14 protein-coding genes are annotated in these 14,481 nt (G+C 71.8%); 7 read left to right on the top strand and 7 right to left on the bottom strand.

Features of this window, described 5'->3' with window-relative positions; genetic code table 11:
• Window positions 1–17 precede the first annotated feature (17 nt).
• The 4 genes from ACMCNK_RS17410 (at window position 18) to ACMCNK_RS17395 (ending at window position 4,006) form a co-directional block, all read left to right on the top strand.
• A complete protein-coding gene (locus tag ACMCNK_RS17410; protein WP_412737460.1) occupies window positions 18–1,427 on the top strand; it encodes a PhoH family protein in 1,410 nt (469 codons plus the stop codon).
• Between the two features lie 280 nt (window positions 1,428–1,707).
• A complete protein-coding gene (locus tag ACMCNK_RS17405) occupies window positions 1,708–2,415 on the top strand; it encodes a lytic transglycosylase domain-containing protein (protein WP_412737459.1) in 708 nt (235 codons plus the stop codon).
• 75 nt (window positions 2,416–2,490) lie between these two features.
• Window positions 2,491–3,276 carry a S1 family peptidase gene (locus ACMCNK_RS17400; RefSeq protein WP_412737458.1) on the top strand — a complete coding sequence of 262 codons (786 nt, stop codon included), beginning with the start codon at window positions 2,491–2,493 and terminating at the stop codon, window positions 3,274–3,276.
• Between the two features lie 64 nt (window positions 3,277–3,340).
• Entirely contained in the window at window positions 3,341–4,006 is a 666-nt protein-coding gene (locus ACMCNK_RS17395) for a rhomboid family intramembrane serine protease (protein WP_412737457.1), read from the top strand.
• 43 nt (window positions 4,007–4,049) lie between these two features.
• On the opposite strand, the gene glpX is transcribed toward ACMCNK_RS17395, so the two are convergent.
• Window positions 4,050–5,099 (bottom strand): class II fructose-bisphosphatase, encoded by a 1,050-nt coding sequence (glpX, locus tag ACMCNK_RS17390; RefSeq protein ID WP_412737456.1) that lies wholly within the window; start codon window positions 5,097–5,099, stop codon window positions 4,050–4,052.
• A 360-nt stretch (window positions 5,100–5,459) separates the two neighbouring features.
• On the opposite strand from glpX, the gene ACMCNK_RS17385 reads away from it, so the two are divergent.
• Complete coding sequence (locus tag ACMCNK_RS17385) at window positions 5,460–5,942, top strand: DUF4245 domain-containing protein (protein ID WP_412737455.1); 483 nt, start codon at window positions 5,460–5,462, stop codon at window positions 5,940–5,942.
• Between the two features lie 110 nt (window positions 5,943–6,052).
• Here the strand turns inward: ACMCNK_RS17385 and ACMCNK_RS17380 are convergent, their stop codons facing one another.
• From ACMCNK_RS17380 to ACMCNK_RS17370, 3 genes are all read right to left on the bottom strand, one after another.
• Complete coding sequence (locus ACMCNK_RS17380; RefSeq protein WP_412737454.1) at window positions 6,053–6,256, bottom strand: exodeoxyribonuclease VII small subunit; 204 nt, start codon at window positions 6,254–6,256, stop codon at window positions 6,053–6,055.
• The gene (gene xseA / locus ACMCNK_RS17375; RefSeq protein WP_412740892.1) at window positions 6,253–7,431 is read right to left on the bottom strand and encodes an exodeoxyribonuclease VII large subunit; all 1,179 of its coding nucleotides are present in this window, start codon (window positions 7,429–7,431) and stop codon (window positions 6,253–6,255) included. The genes ACMCNK_RS17380 and xseA overlap by 4 nt, the downstream gene beginning before the upstream one ends.
• A 153-nt stretch (window positions 7,432–7,584) precedes the next feature.
• Complete coding sequence (locus ACMCNK_RS17370) at window positions 7,585–8,130, bottom strand: hypothetical protein (RefSeq protein WP_412737453.1); 546 nt, start codon at window positions 8,128–8,130, stop codon at window positions 7,585–7,587.
• A 122-nt stretch (window positions 8,131–8,252) separates the two neighbouring features.
• Here ACMCNK_RS17370 and ACMCNK_RS17365 point away from each other — a divergent pair, with 122 nt between their 5' ends.
• The gene (locus ACMCNK_RS17365; RefSeq protein WP_412737452.1) at window positions 8,253–9,269 is read left to right on the top strand and encodes a 4-hydroxy-3-methylbut-2-enyl diphosphate reductase; all 1,017 of its coding nucleotides are present in this window, start codon (window positions 8,253–8,255) and stop codon (window positions 9,267–9,269) included.
• A 29-nt stretch (window positions 9,270–9,298) separates the two neighbouring features.
• Here the strand turns inward: ACMCNK_RS17365 and ACMCNK_RS17360 are convergent, their stop codons facing one another.
• Window positions 9,299–10,447, bottom strand: coding sequence for a DNA recombination protein RmuC (locus ACMCNK_RS17360; protein WP_412737451.1), 1,149 nt, complete (start codon window positions 10,445–10,447; stop codon window positions 9,299–9,301).
• Window positions 10,448–10,501: 54 nt separating this feature from the next.
• Here ACMCNK_RS17360 and ACMCNK_RS17355 point away from each other — a divergent pair, with 54 nt between their 5' ends.
• Window positions 10,502–11,245, top strand: coding sequence for a hypothetical protein (locus ACMCNK_RS17355; RefSeq protein ID WP_412737450.1), 744 nt, complete (start codon window positions 10,502–10,504; stop codon window positions 11,243–11,245).
• A 54-nt stretch (window positions 11,246–11,299) separates the two neighbouring features.
• On the opposite strand, the gene ACMCNK_RS17350 is transcribed toward ACMCNK_RS17355, so the two are convergent.
• Together ACMCNK_RS17350 and valS are read right to left on the bottom strand one after the other, a co-directional pair.
• The gene (locus ACMCNK_RS17350) at window positions 11,300–11,845 is read right to left on the bottom strand and encodes a hypothetical protein (RefSeq protein WP_412737449.1); all 546 of its coding nucleotides are present in this window, start codon (window positions 11,843–11,845) and stop codon (window positions 11,300–11,302) included.
• 79 nt (window positions 11,846–11,924) lie between these two features.
• Window positions 11,925–14,468, bottom strand: a complete 2,544-nt coding sequence (gene valS, locus ACMCNK_RS17345) for a valine--tRNA ligase (protein WP_412737448.1) — start codon at window positions 14,466–14,468, stop codon at window positions 11,925–11,927.
• Window positions 14,469–14,481 lie beyond the last annotated feature (13 nt).

The raw sequence follows: 14,481 nt of genomic DNA, 5'->3' as shown, positions 1-14,481 counted from the left end.
CCCGCCGGAGCAGGCCTGTGACATCTCGCCGTACTGACGCCGGGGCATCGCACGACCCGGCCGCCCACGCCTCCAGCAGCTACGCCGCGGCGGGACGTCGTTCCCGCGACCGGCACGCCGACGCGGAGCCCGCCCCGGCGGGCCGGGTGTTCGTTCTGGACACCTCGGTCCTGCTGTCCGATCCGGCGGCGTTCCGCCGGTTCACCGACCACGAGGTGGTCATCCCCCTGGTGGTCATCTCCGAGCTGGAGGGCAAGCGGCATCATCCCGAGCTGGGCTGGTTCGCCCGGCAGACGTTGCGGATGCTGGACGAGCTGCGCATCAAGTTCGGCCGCCTCGACCAGCCGGTGCTCTGCAACGACGAGGGCGGCACGCTGCGGGTGGAGCTGAACCACGCCGACCAGAGCGCCCTGCCGCTGGGCTTCCGCAACGACTCCAACGACACCCGGATCCTGTCCGTGGCGCTGGGTCTGGCCGCGGAGGGCCGCGAGGTCACCCTGGTCAGCAAAGACATGCCGCTGCGGGTCAAGGCCGCCTCGGTCGGTCTCACCGCCGACGAGTACCGGCACGGCCAGGCCAGCGATCCCACCTGGACCGGCATGAGCGACCTCACCCTGGCCGAGGACGAGGTCAGCCGCCTGTACGCGGGGGAGTCGCTGGTCCTGGAGGAAACCGCGCACCTGCCGTGCCACACCGGCCTGGTGGTGCATTCCGCGCGCGGCTCCGCCCTGGCCCGGGTGACCCCGGACAAGGCGGTCAAGCTGGTCCGCGGTGACCGGGAGGCGTTCGGGCTGCGGGGCCGTTCCGCCGAGCAGCGGATCGCGCTGGACCTCCTGCTGGACGAGTCGATCGGGATCGTCTCGCTCGGCGGCCGCGCCGGTACGGGCAAGTCGGCCCTGGCGCTGTGCGCGGGCCTGGAGGCCACGATGGAGCGCAACCGCCACAAGAAGGTCGTGGTGTTCCGCCCGTTGTACGCGGTCGGCGGCCAGGAACTGGGCTATCTGCCCGGCAGCGAGTCGGAGAAGATGTCGCCCTGGGCGCAGGCGGTGTTCGACACGCTCGGCGCGGTCGTGCACGCCGACGTCATGGAGGAGGTGCTGGGCCGCGGCATGCTCGAGGTGCTGCCGTTGACCCACATCCGCGGGCGCAGCCTGCACGACGCGTTCGTCATCGTCGACGAGGCGCAGTCGCTGGAGCGCAACGTGCTGCTCACGGTGCTGTCCCGGATCGGGCAGGGTTCGCGGGTGGTGCTGACCCACGACGTGGCGCAGCGTGACAACCTGCGAGTGGGTCGTCACGACGGGGTGACCGCGGTCATCGAGGCGCTGAAGGGGCATCCGCTCTTCGCGCACGTGACGCTGACCCGGTCGGAGCGCTCGCCCATCGCCGAGGTCGTCACGGACCTGCTGGAGGACATACCCCAATAGGCGAAGGCGCGGTGGGATTTCGGCCTGATTTGCACCCATAAGCCGTGTGATCCATTTCACAACGGCGCGCCAGAGTTTCACATCGACTTCACCGTGCGCGATGGTGTTCGGCGAGTACCACCGGATGGGTGCTCGTCGGACACCGGCGTCGCGCACATCCCTTCGATCGATGCAGGTCGAGGTCTCGGCCCGCACGGGTCGCGGTGCTCACGGCGCGGACCGATGCCGGTTCTCCGGCGAGGGCCGCGCCGCGTCATTGCCCCCGACGAAGGGAAACTTCGTGAATCGGCACTGGAGCCGGGTCGGTGTTCGCGTGACCTCGGTCGGTCTGCTCGTTCTGGGCGTGATCGGCGGCGTCTATCTCGGACAGGACCACGCAGTCCAGCAGCGCAGTGCCGAAGCGCAGCTCGTCGTCCAGGCCGACGCGGAAGAAATGCAGCTGATCAAGGAGCGGCACGCGGAGCACGCGGCCGCCCGGGCATGGCAGCGTCAGGCCGAGGACGACGCGGCCGCGAAGGCCGCCACTGAGGCCAAGGAGGCGGCCGGCAAGGCCCGGTCGCTGGAGAAAGAGGCCATCGCCAAGCGCGAGCAGGAGAAGAAGGCGGCCGAGCAGAAGAAGGCCGCCGAGTCGGGCGGCGGCGGAACCGTGCCGTACTCCGGTGACATCCCCACCTCCTGCGACGAGTACAGCGGCAACCGCGCCATCGGGTGTGCGCTGATGCTGGAGGCCGGCTTCAAGATCGACCAGTTCCCGTGCCTCGACAAGCTCTTCAAGAAGGAGAGCGGCTGGAACCACCACGCCAAGAACTCCGGCTCCGGTGCGTACGGCATCCCGCAGGCGCTGCCCGGCAGCAAGATGGCCTCGATCGCCGCGGACTGGGAGGACAACCCGGCCACCCAGATCAAGTGGGGCCTCGGCTACATCGAGGGCCGCTACAACAGCCCGTGCGGAGCCTGGTCGCACTCGCAGAACACCGGCTGGTACTGAGAATTTTCCGCGATGGGGGTACGCGTTTCGGCGCGTACCCCCATCGTTGCGTTCAGTGAATGATCAAATGGCCGTATGGTCCGGAATGCCGTTTCCGTGATTCTGTGCGGTGCGCTCATCGCGCCGCTGACCACCGGCGACGTGCCGGCCCGTGCGGACGGGCACGCGCCACCGCAACGCGTCGTGGTCGGCGGCAAACTCGCGCCGGACGGGCGGTTCCCCTGGATGGTCCGCCTCTCCATGGGCTGCGGCGGTGCGCTGACCGCACCCCGCGTCGTGCTCACCGCGGGCCACTGCGTGGCCGGCACCGGGCCCGACACCAGCATCCGCGTCGTCGCCGGTGTCGCCGATCTCAAGTCGCCCAACGCCATCGTGGCCCGGTCGGTCACGGTGATCCGCGCCACGGGATTCCACGGCGAGACCAACGGCGACGACTGGGCCGTCATCAAGCTCGACCGGGCCATCGACCGGCCTGTCCTGCCGCTCAGCCGCGGCGGTGACACCGGCCCGCAGACCATCATGGGCTGGGGACAGACCAGCGAGACCTCACCGCAGCAGCAGCGCCGCCTGCGGTACGCCACCGTGCCGCTCGTCCCGGACAGCACGTGCGCGGCCGAGTACCGGGGGGCGGGGGTCGAGCTGGTCGTCGACGAGTCCATCTGCGCCGGATCGCCCGGCATCGACACCTGTCAGGGCGACTCCGGTGGCCCCATGGTGCGCCGTACCGACCGCAACGGGTGGGTGCAGACCGGCATCGTGAGCTGGGGAATCGGCTGCGCCCGCAAGGGCTACCCCGGCGTGTATACGGAAGTGGCGACGTTCCAGGCGGCGATCCGCGCCGCCATCCGGAGACTGGGGTAGCCCCGGCCGCACCCTGGCACGCTCCGTGTTGGCGGGGTAGCGGCCGCCTGGAACACTTGGGGCCGTGAGCTACCCCGAGACGCGCGAGGACGCGGCGGCCAGGTTCGGTACCGAGGCCTTCTACGCATCGCTCGGCCGTGCGTTCGTGGCCATGTGCGCGCTGATCCCGGTGCTGTTCCTCATCGAGGCCCTCGACATCGCGATCGGCCGCGGGCGGCTCGACATGGCCGGCGGCATCATCCCGCATCGCCTCGACGGCCTCGACGGCGTCATCTTCAGCCCGTTCCTGCACGCGAGCTGGGACCACCTGTACGGCAACGCCGTACCGCTGATCCTCGTCGGCACGTTCGTGCTCGCCGCCGGTACCCGCCGCTTCATCTGGTCGACGCTGCTCATCATGCTGATCAGCGGCCTCGGCGTGTGGTTCATCGGCGACCCGGACAGCGTGGTCGTCGGCGCCAGCGGCGTCATCTTCGGCTACCTGGGGCTGCTGTTTGCACGCGGCTTCGTCGAGCGGAGCTGGTGGAACCTCGGCGTGGCCGCCTTCATCGGCCTGCTGTACTGGTACCAGCTCTACAACGTGCTCCCCACGGACCAGCCGATCTCCTGGCAGGGGCACCTGCTCGGCCTCATCGGCGGCGTCATCGCCGCCATCCTCTTCCGTCGCCGCCCGTCCCGGGGCGCCCCGGCGTTGCCCGACCCGACCACGCCGACCCTGACCGACTTCTGAGCGCGCCGCCTGTCGTAGCGGCGCGCTCCCGAATCGGTGCGAATCAGATCAGGCCGGTCTCGCCCGGCACGGCGGGCACGGTCGGCAGGTGACCGTCGAAGTCCACCGCCGAGTACAACGACAGCTTCTCCAGCCGGTGGTACGAGTCGATCACCCGGATCGTGCCGCTCTTGCTGCGCATGACGATCGACTGAGTGTGCGCCCCGCCCGCCCGGTACCGCACACCGCGCAACAGGTCACCGGAGGTCACCCCGGTCGCCACGAAGAAGCAGTTGTCGCCCGTGACCAGATCGTCCGTGGTCAGCACCCGGTCCAGGTCGTGCCCGCCCGCGATCGCCTTCTCGCGCTCCGAGTCGTCCATCGGCCACAGCTTCGCCTGGATCATGCCGCCCAGGCACTTCAGCGCACACGCCGCGGTGATGCCCTCCGGGGTGCCGCCGATGCCCATCAGCACATCGACGTCCGACTCGATCCGCGCCGCCGAGATGGCGCCCGCGATATCGCCGTCGGAGATGAACTTGATCGTCGCGCCCGCGGCGCGGACCTCCTCGACCAGCTTCTGGTGGCGGGGGCGGTCGAGGATGCACACCGTCACGTCGGAAATGCTGGAGCGCTTCGCCTTGGCGATGCGGCGCAGATTCTCCGCGGTGCCCGCGTTGATGTCGATCACGTCCGCGCAGTCCGGGCCGACCGCGATCTTCTCCATGTAGAACACCGCGCTGGGGTCGAACATCGCGCCGCGCTCCGCGACCGCCAACACCGCGACCGCGCCCGGCATCCCCTTGCTCATCAGCGTCGTCCCGTCGATCGGGTCGACCGCCACATCCACCTCGGGGCCCGTGCCGTCACCGACCCGTTCGCCGTTGTACAGCATCGGGGCGTGGTCCTTCTCGCCCTCCCCGATCACCACCACGCCGCTCATCTGGATCGAATTGATGAGCTTGCGCATGGCGTCGACGGCTGCGCCGTCGCCACCCTCCTTGTCGCCGCGACCCACCCAGCGCCCGGCCGCCATCGCGGCGGCCTCGGTGACGCGGACCAGGTCGAGGGCGATGTTCCGGTCGAGATCCTGCGGAACGCGGGCAACAGTCACGGCGGGGCCTCCTCGCGACACTGCGGGTGTGGGTGAATCGATCCTGTCATGGGCGACTACGCAAAGTCCCGCCGCAGCGACTTGATTAACACCGGGTGGGGGTCGCCGCCGGCCATCAGTCAAGATGGGTACGTGGAATCAGCCCGCCCCGCATCCTCGCAGGCCCCAGCCCCGGAAGCTGCCGCTTCCGACGTCCCGGCTGCGGAGGGTCCGGCCGTGGGGAAATCGGCCTCGGAGGGTCCTGCCGTGGAGAAATCGGCCTCGGAGGGACCGGGTCCGGGGAGTCCGGCCCCAGAGACGCCCGGCCCCGCCGGCCGTGTGCGGCCGCTGGGCCGCGGTGGCGAGCGGGCCCCGCGGGACATGATTCTGTCCCTCGTCGTCCTGCTGGTCCCGATCGTGCTGGTGCTGGTGTTCTACCGCGTCGTGCTCAACGGCGACGCCCCGATGACCATCGACCCCGGCTCCACCATCCAGGAGGCGCAGGCGGCCAAGGCGTTCCCGGTGGCTGCCCCGCGCGCGCTCGGCGACGACTGGCACGTGGTCAGTGCGACCTGGCTCCGCGAGGCGAACGGCGCGACCCTCCGGCTCGGGTACGTCGCCCCGGACGGCGGCCCGGTGCAGCTGATCGAGAGCAGCGCGCCGTCCGAGACCTTGGTGCCGCGGGAACTGGGCAAGGGCCTCGTGCCACACGGTACCTATCAGGCCGCGGGCCGTTCCTGGCAGCGGTACGTCGCGGGGCCGGACAACCAGGCGCTGGTCCTGCTGGAGCCGAAACGCACCATCATCGTCCTCGGCAAGGCGGACACCGGGCACCTGGAGTCGCTGGCCGCGGCCCTGCCCTGAGCCGGCCCTGCCCTGAGCCGGCCTGCCCAAGCGGGTCCTGCCCGGAGCCGGTTCTGCCGTGAGGCGGGCTGCGCCGTGGCAGCCGGGATGTGCCGCGGCGTCGGCCGCCGTCAGTCCTGGGTGCGGGCGGCGCGGGCGGCGTCGATGCGCTGCCGGGCCCCGTCGAGCCAGCGCTGGCACACGTCGGCGAGCTGCTCGCCGCGCTCCCACAGCGCCAGCGCTTCCTCCAGCGAGCTGCCGCCCTGCTCCAGCCGCTCCACCACCGAGGCCAACTCGGTGCGCGCCTGCTCGTAATTCAACGTCTCGTCGGTCAACGCGACTCCTGCACGCTCGCCTGCAGCTCGCCTTCTGCGAGCCGTACCCGAAGAAGATCGCCCGGTGCGGCCTCGCCGGCCGCGCGGACGACGTGGCCGTCGGCGCGCTGCACGATCGCATAACCGCGCTGCAGCGTGGCAGCGGGCGACAGCGCGCGCAACCGGGCCAGGGTGTGCCGCAGCTCGTCGTCCGCCCGGCGCAGCCGGTGGTCGACGCAGCGCGCGGCCCGGTCCCGCAGCGCGGTGACCTCGCTCGCCCGCTGGTCGACCTGCACCTCCGGACGGGCCAGCACGGGCCGGGAGCGCCACGCCTGCAGGCGCTGGGTCTCGCGGTCGAGCATGGTGCCGATCGCTCGGTCCAGCCGGTAACGGGCCTGGTCGATCAGCCGGCTCTCCTCGCCGAGGTCCGGCACGATCCGTTTTGCGGCATCCGTCGGAGTGGACGCGCGCACGTCGGCCACATAGTCGACCAGCGGAGCATCCGTCTCGTGACCGATCGCGCTGACGACCGGGGTGCGCGCGGCGAACACCGCCCGGCACAGCGCCTCGTCGGAGAACGGCAGCAGATCCTCCACGCCGCCGCCACCGCGCGCCAGCACGATCACGTCGATCGTCTCGTCGCCGTCCAGCACCGCGAGCGCGTCGATGATCTGCGGCACCGCGGTCGGCCCCTGCACGGCCACGTTGACGACCCGGAAGTCCACCGACGGCCAGCGGCGGCGCGCATTCATCAGGACATCGCGCTCGGCTGCGGAGGCCCGGCCGGTGATCAGGCCGATCCGGCGGGGCAGGAACGGCAGGCGGCGCTTGCGCTCGCGGGCGAACAGGCCCTCCGCAGCGAGCAGGCGTTTGAGCCGCTCCAGCCGGGCCAGCAGCTCACCGAGGCCGACCTGGCGGATCTCGTCGGCGCGCAGGCTCAGCGAACCGCGGGCCGGATAGAACTCGGGCTTGGCATGCAGGGTCACCCGGGCACCCTCGGCCAGCTCGGGGGCGCCCGCGTCCAGCACGTCACGGTGCGTGGTGACCGTGAGACTGAGGTCGGCCGACGGGTCACGCAGCGTCAGGAACACCACGCTGGCGCCGGGGCGGCGACTGATCTGGGCCACCTGCCCGTCCACCCAGACCCAGCCCAGCTTGGCGACCCACGCGCCGATCTTCTGGCTGACCACCCGCACCGGCCACGGCTCGTCCGCGGTGCTGGCCGGTGGCCGCTCCGCGGGGCTGGTGGCCGTGCGCTGCGCGGCGCCTGCAGCCGGCTGCTGCCCGCTGCCCGCAGCGGGCAGCTCCGTGGCATGGCGGGGCTGCTCCGGCTGGGTCACCCGGCCAGCCTACGGAAGGGGTCCGACATCCTCCGCGGTGGCGCGGCCCACGCCGGACTCCCGGCGCGCGGCGTTCATGCGCCGCACCGCCACGACGGCCCCCGCCGCCAGCAGGCCGACGTACGACCAGACGAGCAGGTCCGCGGCCAGCGACAGGACGTCGAGCTGCCAGTCCTGCGCGTTGGCCACCCGCTCGGCGGTCGCGGGGTCGTCCGCGAGCGCGCCGCGCCTCAGCAAATGGAACGGCCACCCGCGGGTCGTGACGTACGCAAATTCGCAGCACTGCTGCGACGCCGACACCGCGAGCCCGGCCGCGGTCCCGGCCAGACCCGTGGCCACGGCGGCGATGGTGGTGGGCACGACCGGCAGCCGGGTACGGTGCGGCATCAGCAGCACCAGACCGCCCGCCGCGAGCACCGCGCCGACCGCGACGTCGAGCACCGGATCCGGGCCGTGCAGGTTGAGCAGCAGCCAGGTCAGGCCGCCGACCAGGGTGCACGCCCCGATCACTACCGATACGAGTGCGGCGATCCGGACCCACAGGCGCTGTTGCATCGCACGAGTATGCCCCGACGATCTTCGTGATGCGGCGTGGGCGGGTGCGCATCGAGCCCGACCGGGGCCTCGGGGCGTGCGGCAGGGCGGCTCCGTTGGCAGGCGGGTGCGGGTCGGGTGTGGTGGGGGTCGCACCTGGGGTGGCAGGGGTTAGGGGCACGTACCATGGCCGGGTGACCGAAACCCGTAAGCGCGTGCTCCTGGCCAGGCCGAGGGGGTACTGCGCGGGCGTCGACCGCGCGGTGCAGACCGTCGAGGAGGCGCTGAAGCTGTACGGCGCCCCGGTCTACGTCCGCAAGCAGATCGTGCACAACAAGCACGTGGTCAGCACGCTGGAGGCCCGCGGCGCGATCTTCGTGGAGGAGAACGAGGAGGTCCCCGAGGGCTCGATCGTGGTCTTCTCCGCGCACGGTGTCGCCCCCGAGGTGCACGAGCAGGCCCGGGCCCGCAACCTCAAGGCGATCGACGCGACCTGCCCTCTGGTCACCAAGGTGCACCACGAGGCGAAGCGGTACGCGGCGCAGGACTACGACATCCTGCTCATCGGTCACGAAGGCCACGAGGAGGTCATCGGCACCGCCGGTGAGGCGCCCGCGCACATCCAGCTCGTGGACGGCCCGGACGGGGTCGACAAGGTCACTGTCCGTGACCCGGAGAAAGTGGTCTGGCTGTCGCAGACCACGCTGTCGGTGGACGAGACGATGGAGACCGTGGCCCGGCTCAAGACGCGGCTGCCGCTGCTGCAGTCCCCGCCCAGCGACGACATCTGCTACGCCACCCAGAACCGCCAGCACGTGGTCAAGGAGATCGCCCCGTCCTGCGACGTGGTGATCGTGGTCGGCTCGAAGAACTCGTCGAACTCCGTCCGGCTCGTCGAGGTGGCGCTGGACGCCGGGGCGCGCGCCGGGCACCTGGTCGACTTCGCGTCCGAGATCCGCGACGAGTGGCTGGTCGGCGCCACCACGGTCGGTGTCTCCTCCGGCGCCAGCGTCCCCGAGGAACTGGTCATGGACGTGCTGGCCTTCCTCGCCGAGCGCGGCTTCGGCGAGGTCACCGAATTCACCACCGCGGAGGAACGGCTCACCTTCTCGCTGCCGCAGGAGTTGCGCCGCGACATGAAGGCGGCCGCCACCCGCTAGGCGGGGCCACCGACCGGCTCTGCCGCAAGCTAGGTGACCGGACCGTCGACCAGCTCCGGCGCCTGAGGCTGGCGCGGCGCCACCTCGACCTGCGCCGGGGCGGCAAGCTCGGTGTCGCTCACCCCCAGCTCGGCCAGCTTGCGCGCGCTGACCAGCACCCGGGCCTCCAGCGACCCCACGGCCCGGTTGTACGCGGTCACTGCCCCGCCGAGCGCCCCGCCCAGCCGGCCCACGTGCTCGCCCAGGGTGGCGAGCCGGCCGTACAGCTCGCGGGCCAGCTCGTGCACCGCGGCCGCGTTGCGGGCCAGCGCCTCCTGGCGCCACGAGTACGCCACCGTGCGCAGCAGCGCCACCAGCGTCGCCGGGGTGGCCAGCACGACGTTCCGGGTGAACGCGTGCTCCAGCAGCCCCGGGTCGCGTTGCAGTGCGGCGTCGAGGAACGGGTCCGCGGGCACGAACAGCACCACGAACTCGGGGGTCTGCGCGAACGCCGTCCAGTACGCCTTCGCCGCCAGCGCATCCACGTGCCCGCGCAGGTGGCGGGCATGCCGGTCGAGATGGTCGTCGCGGGTGCGCTCCTCGCGAGCCTCCATTGCGGACAGATACGCGTCGAACGGCGCCTTGGCATCCACCACCACGCTGCGCCCGCCGTGCAACCGCACAACCATGTCGGGACGGACGCCCTGCTGGTCGGTGGCGGCCGTGACCTGCTCGGCGAAGTCGCAGTGCTCGAGCAACCCGGCCGCCTCCACGATGCGGCGCAGCTGATGCTCGCCCCACCGGCCGCGCACCTGAGGCGCCCGCAGCGCGGCGACGAGCTGTTTCGTCTCGGTGCGCAGCTCGCCGGAGACCGCACCCATCGCCCGGACCTGCTCACGGAGCTGCGCATACGCATCGACCCGGTCGCGCTCCAGCTCGCCGATGCGCTGCTCGTAGCGCTGCAATGCGTCGTGCAGCGGCGCGACGGCGCGGGCGACCGCCTCCTGCGACTGCGCGGTGGCCTCGTAGGACAGCGCCCGCATGGACTGCTCCAGTCGCTGCTCACCGGCACGACTCGCCTGCACGGTGGCCTCCAGCCGGGCGATGTCGGCGGCGGCGCGCACGCGGGCGGCCAGCCACCCCAGCGCGGCCCCCACCCCCAGGCAGACGACCACCACGGCCACGGTCGAGAAGCTCACGCCTGCGAGCTTGCCAGAGGGGTACGACGCGACACGCGAGGGTAGCGTGGACGCATGAAGGTGTTTCTGCTGGTGATCGTGGCTCTGCTGCTGGTCGCCCTGATAGTTGCGTGGCGGCACGGCTCCGTGGCCCGCGAGCAGCAGCGCCTCGACGACGCCCGGGCCGATGCCCAGCGGTGGTACGAGCGGCTCGGCGGCCAGGTCATGAACCTGCACGGCGACGACCCTGCCGCACGCCAGGCGCTGGCCGACGCGGGGGAGCGGTACAACGCCGCGGGTGGCCAGCTCCAGCAGGCCAAGTCCGTGCGGCAGTTCGAGCTGGCCCGGGAGAGCGCGCTGGAGGGCCTGGCGTACGTGCGGGCCGCGCGCCTCGCCATGGGCCTCGACGCCGGACCCGAATTGCCGCCGCTCGCCGCGGCGGCGGGTGCGGGGCGGCTGACCAGCGAGCGTGAAGTGACCGTGGAGGGTCAGCACTACAAGGCCGGGCCGCAGCCGGCGCCGGACATGCCGTACTACTACCCGGGCGGGCAGGTGCAGGGCCGCCCGGTGCCGGCCGGGTGGTATTCGACCCCGCTGTGGAAGACCGCGCTCGGGGCGGGTGCCGGGGTGCTCGGCGGAATGCTGATCTTCGATGCCCTGTTCGAGCCCGGTTTCGGTGACATGGGCTACCAGGAGGGCTTCGCGGACGGGTTCGCCGCGGGCGACCTCGGCGGCAACGACCTCAGCGACGCCGGTGATTTCGGCGGCGGCGACTGGGGCGGAGATTTCGGTGGTGGCGATTTCGGCGGCGACTTCTGACCTCGTATCACCGGTCGGGGCCACCCCGGCAGCATCGCCGGCCCCGGTCGCCGGTCAGGCGTGGACGGCCAGGCGCTTGTCGAGCTCGCGGCGCAGCGCCCGCGGTCCGGGCCACACCTGGGTCAGGTCGGCGGTGAACGCGGCGCCCGCCGGGGTGTCGCGCATGGTGGGCCAGCCCGGTCCCTCGCCCGCGACCGGATGCACCCGGTCCAGGTCCACCGGGGTCACGTCGATCACGGTCCGCAGCCCGGTGCGGTGTACCGCGATGGCGGCAATGTCGTCCCAGGCCAGCAGCACGGGATCACTGCCCTGGGCGGCCAGTTCCAGCCCGCCCGCAGAGACCCGTACCCATGTTGTCAGGGCCGCCCGGGCGCAGGCCGTGTAGCCGCCCGCCACCAGCACCGCGATCACCGCGCCCTGGGTCAGGGTCGACCACCACGGGTCGCGCGGGCCGGCGCTGATCGCGTCGACGACGATCGCGGCCCCGACGTACGTGAGTGTCAGGACGACGAACAGGGCGAGGAACGTCCGCAGCGGCGACGACCGGAACAGCACCGCGTCCGCGGCGGGCGCCTCGACCTGCTTGGGCACGGTCGACATGCCTTCCATACTGCCGTGGCGGCCCCGGCCGCGGGACCTGGATGGCGAGCGGCATCCAGGTCCCGCGGCCGCGGTGTGTTCAGAACGCGCAGGCGATGACCAGCTCCGGAGTACGGTCGGCCAGCCGGTCCAGCTTGGTGATCTTCCCGGCGGCACGCAGGTCGCCCTCGATCAGCGCGAGCTGCTCCAGCATCCCCGCCGGCCCCAGCGCCTCCGCCAGCGGCACCTCCGCCTTCATCGACAGCTTCCGGTCGCTCTTGGCGCGCCGGACCTGACGCAGGGCCTCCCCGGCCAGATCCAGCAGGCCCGCGTCGCCGTCGGGCGCGACCCGGGTCAGCTCGTACGTGGTCGGCCAGGTCGCGCGGTGCACCGACCCGTAGCGCCACCACGACCACACCTCCTCGGTCACGTACGGCAGGAACGGCGCGAACAGCCGCAACTGCACGGACAACCCGGCGGCCAGGGCAGCCCGGGCCGAGTCCGCGGCAGCGCCCGTGCCGTACGCGCGGTCCTTGACCAGTTCGATGTAGTCGTCGCAGAACGTCCAGAAGAAGCTCTCGGCCGCCTGCAGTGCGTCCGTGTGCTGGTACGCGTCGAACGCCGCGGTGACCTCGCCGATCACCGCCGCGAGCCGGGCCAGTACGGCCCGGTCCAGTTCCGTGGTGACCGGCCTGCGCAGCGCGTCCGCGGCGCCCAGGCCGAGCGCGAACTTCGACGCGTTGAGCAGCTTGGTGGCCAGCCGCCGGCCCACCTTGATCTGGGCGGCGTCGAACGCGAGATCCGTGCCCGGCCGGCCGTTCGCCGCCCAGTACCGGACCGCGTCGGCGCCGCTCTGCTCCAGCAGGCCCATCGGCGTGACGACGTTGCCCTTGGACTTCGACATCTTCTTGCGGTCGGGGTCGAGGATCCAGCCGGACAGCACCGCCGTGTGCCACGGCAGGGTGCCACTGGCCAGGTGCGCACGCACGACCGACGAGAACAGCCAGGTGCGGATGATCTCCTGGCCCTGCGGGCGCAGGTCCATCGGGTACGTCCGCCGGTGCAGGTCCTCGTCGGTGCCCCAGCCGGTGACGATCTGCGGGGTCAGCGAGGACGTGGCCCACGTGTCCATGACGTCCGGGTCGGCGGTGAAGCCGCCCGGGAGGTCGCGCTGGGCCGGCTCGAACCCGGGCGGGCAGTCCGATGATGGGTCAACCGGCAACGCCGAAACGTCCGGTATGAGAAGCTGCTCGTAGTCCGGCTCGCCAGCGTCGTCGAGCCGGTACCAGGCCGGGACCGGCACGCCGAAGAACCGCTGCCGGCTGATCAGCCAGTCGCCGGTCAGCCCGTTCACCCAGTGCTCGTACCGGTGCAACATGTGCGGCGGGATCCAGCGCAGCGTGCGGCCCCGGGCCAGCAACTGCTCGCGCAACTGCGGGTCCCGCCCGCCGTTGCGGATGAACCACTGGCGGCTCGTGACGATCTCGAGCGGCGCGTCGCCGTTCTCGTAGAACTTGACGGGATGGGTGACCGGCCGCGGCTCGCCGAGGAGGTCCCCGGTTTCCTGCAGCAACCGGACGATCTCCCGGCGGGCCGCGGGCACTGTCAGACCCGCGAACCCGTCGTACGCGGCCGCCGGGACCCCGTGCGGCCGGTCCGGCACGAACCGCCCGTCCCGGCCGATCACGACGCGCGTGTCGAGCTGCAGGTCACGCCACCAGATGACGTCGGTCAGGTCGCCGAACGTGCAGACCATCGCGATGCCCGTCCCCTTGTCGGGAGCGGCCAGCGGGTGCGCGTGCACCGCCACCTCGACGTCGAAGAACGGCGTGCGAACGGTACGGCCGACCAGCGCGGCGTACCGCTCGTCGGCCGGGTGGCAGACCAGCGCGACGCACGCCGCCAGCAGCTCCGGCCGGGTCGTGTCGACCTCGACCGGCCCGTCCGGCCCGTGGAAGCGCAGCCGGTGGAAGGCGCCGGGACGCTCCCGGTCCTCCAACTCGGCCTGGGCGACCGCGGTCTGGAAACCGACGTCCCACAGCGTCGGCGCCTCCGCCGTGTACGCCTCCCCGCGCGCCAGATTCTCCAGGAACGCCCGCTGCGACACCGCCCGCGCGGTGTCCCCGATCGTCGTGTACGTCAGCGACCAGTCCACGGACAGCCCGAGCCGCCTCCACAGCGCCTCGAACGCCTTCTCGTCCTCGGCGGTCAGCCGCTCGCACAGCTCCACGAAGTTGCGCCGCGAGATCGGCAAGGGCCGTTTCGGTGCGGCGACCGGCGGCTGCCACCCGGGCTGGTACGGCAGCGCCGGGTCGCAGCGCACGCCGAACACGTTCTGCACCCGGCGTTCCGTCGGCAGCCCGTTGTCATCCCAGCCCATCGGGTAGAAGACGGTCTTGCCGCGCATCCGCTGGAACCGCGCGACCGTGTCGGTGTGGGTGTAGGAGAAGACGTGCCCCATGTGCAGCTCGCCCGATACGGTCGGCGGAGGGGTGTCGATCGCGTATACATCCGAGCGCTCCTTCGAGCGGTCGAACGCGTACGTGCCCTCCTCCTGCCAGCGGCGCGCCCACTTCTCCTCGAGACCGTCCAGCGACGGCCGCTCGGGAAGACCGGCGCGCGCGGTCCTGCCCGTATCAGTCATGGGCCGATGCTAC

Origin of the sequence: Krasilnikovia sp. MM14-A1259 (assembly GCF_047159535.1) — a bacterium.
Classification (GTDB): domain Bacteria; phylum Actinomycetota; class Actinomycetes; order Mycobacteriales; family Micromonosporaceae; genus Actinoplanes.
Note: the sequence above shows the minus strand (reverse complement) of the source record. Positions and strands in the feature narration are given on the sequence as shown.

What these genes read in the sequence shown, in the direction of transcription:
- ACMCNK_RS17385 (WP_412737455.1), top strand. Translation starts at nt 5,460, where the DNA reads ATGATTCTGTCCCTCGTCGTCCTGCTGGTCCCGATCGTGCTGGTGCTG.
- ACMCNK_RS17370 (WP_412737453.1), bottom strand. Translation starts at nt 8,130, where the DNA reads ATGCAACAGCGCCTGTGGGTCCGGATCGCCGCACTCGTATCGGTAGTG.
- ACMCNK_RS17355 (WP_412737450.1), top strand. Translation starts at nt 10,502, where the DNA reads ATGAAGGTGTTTCTGCTGGTGATCGTGGCTCTGCTGCTGGTCGCCCTG.
- ACMCNK_RS17400 (WP_412737458.1), top strand. Translation starts at nt 2,491, where the DNA reads ATGGTCCGGAATGCCGTTTCCGTGATTCTGTGCGGTGCGCTCATCGCG.
- valS (WP_412737448.1), bottom strand. Translation starts at nt 14,468, where the DNA reads ATGACTGATACGGGCAGGACCGCGCGCGCCGGTCTTCCCGAGCGGCCG.
- ACMCNK_RS17350 (WP_412737449.1), bottom strand. Translation starts at nt 11,845, where the DNA reads ATGTCGACCGTGCCCAAGCAGGTCGAGGCGCCCGCCGCGGACGCGGTG.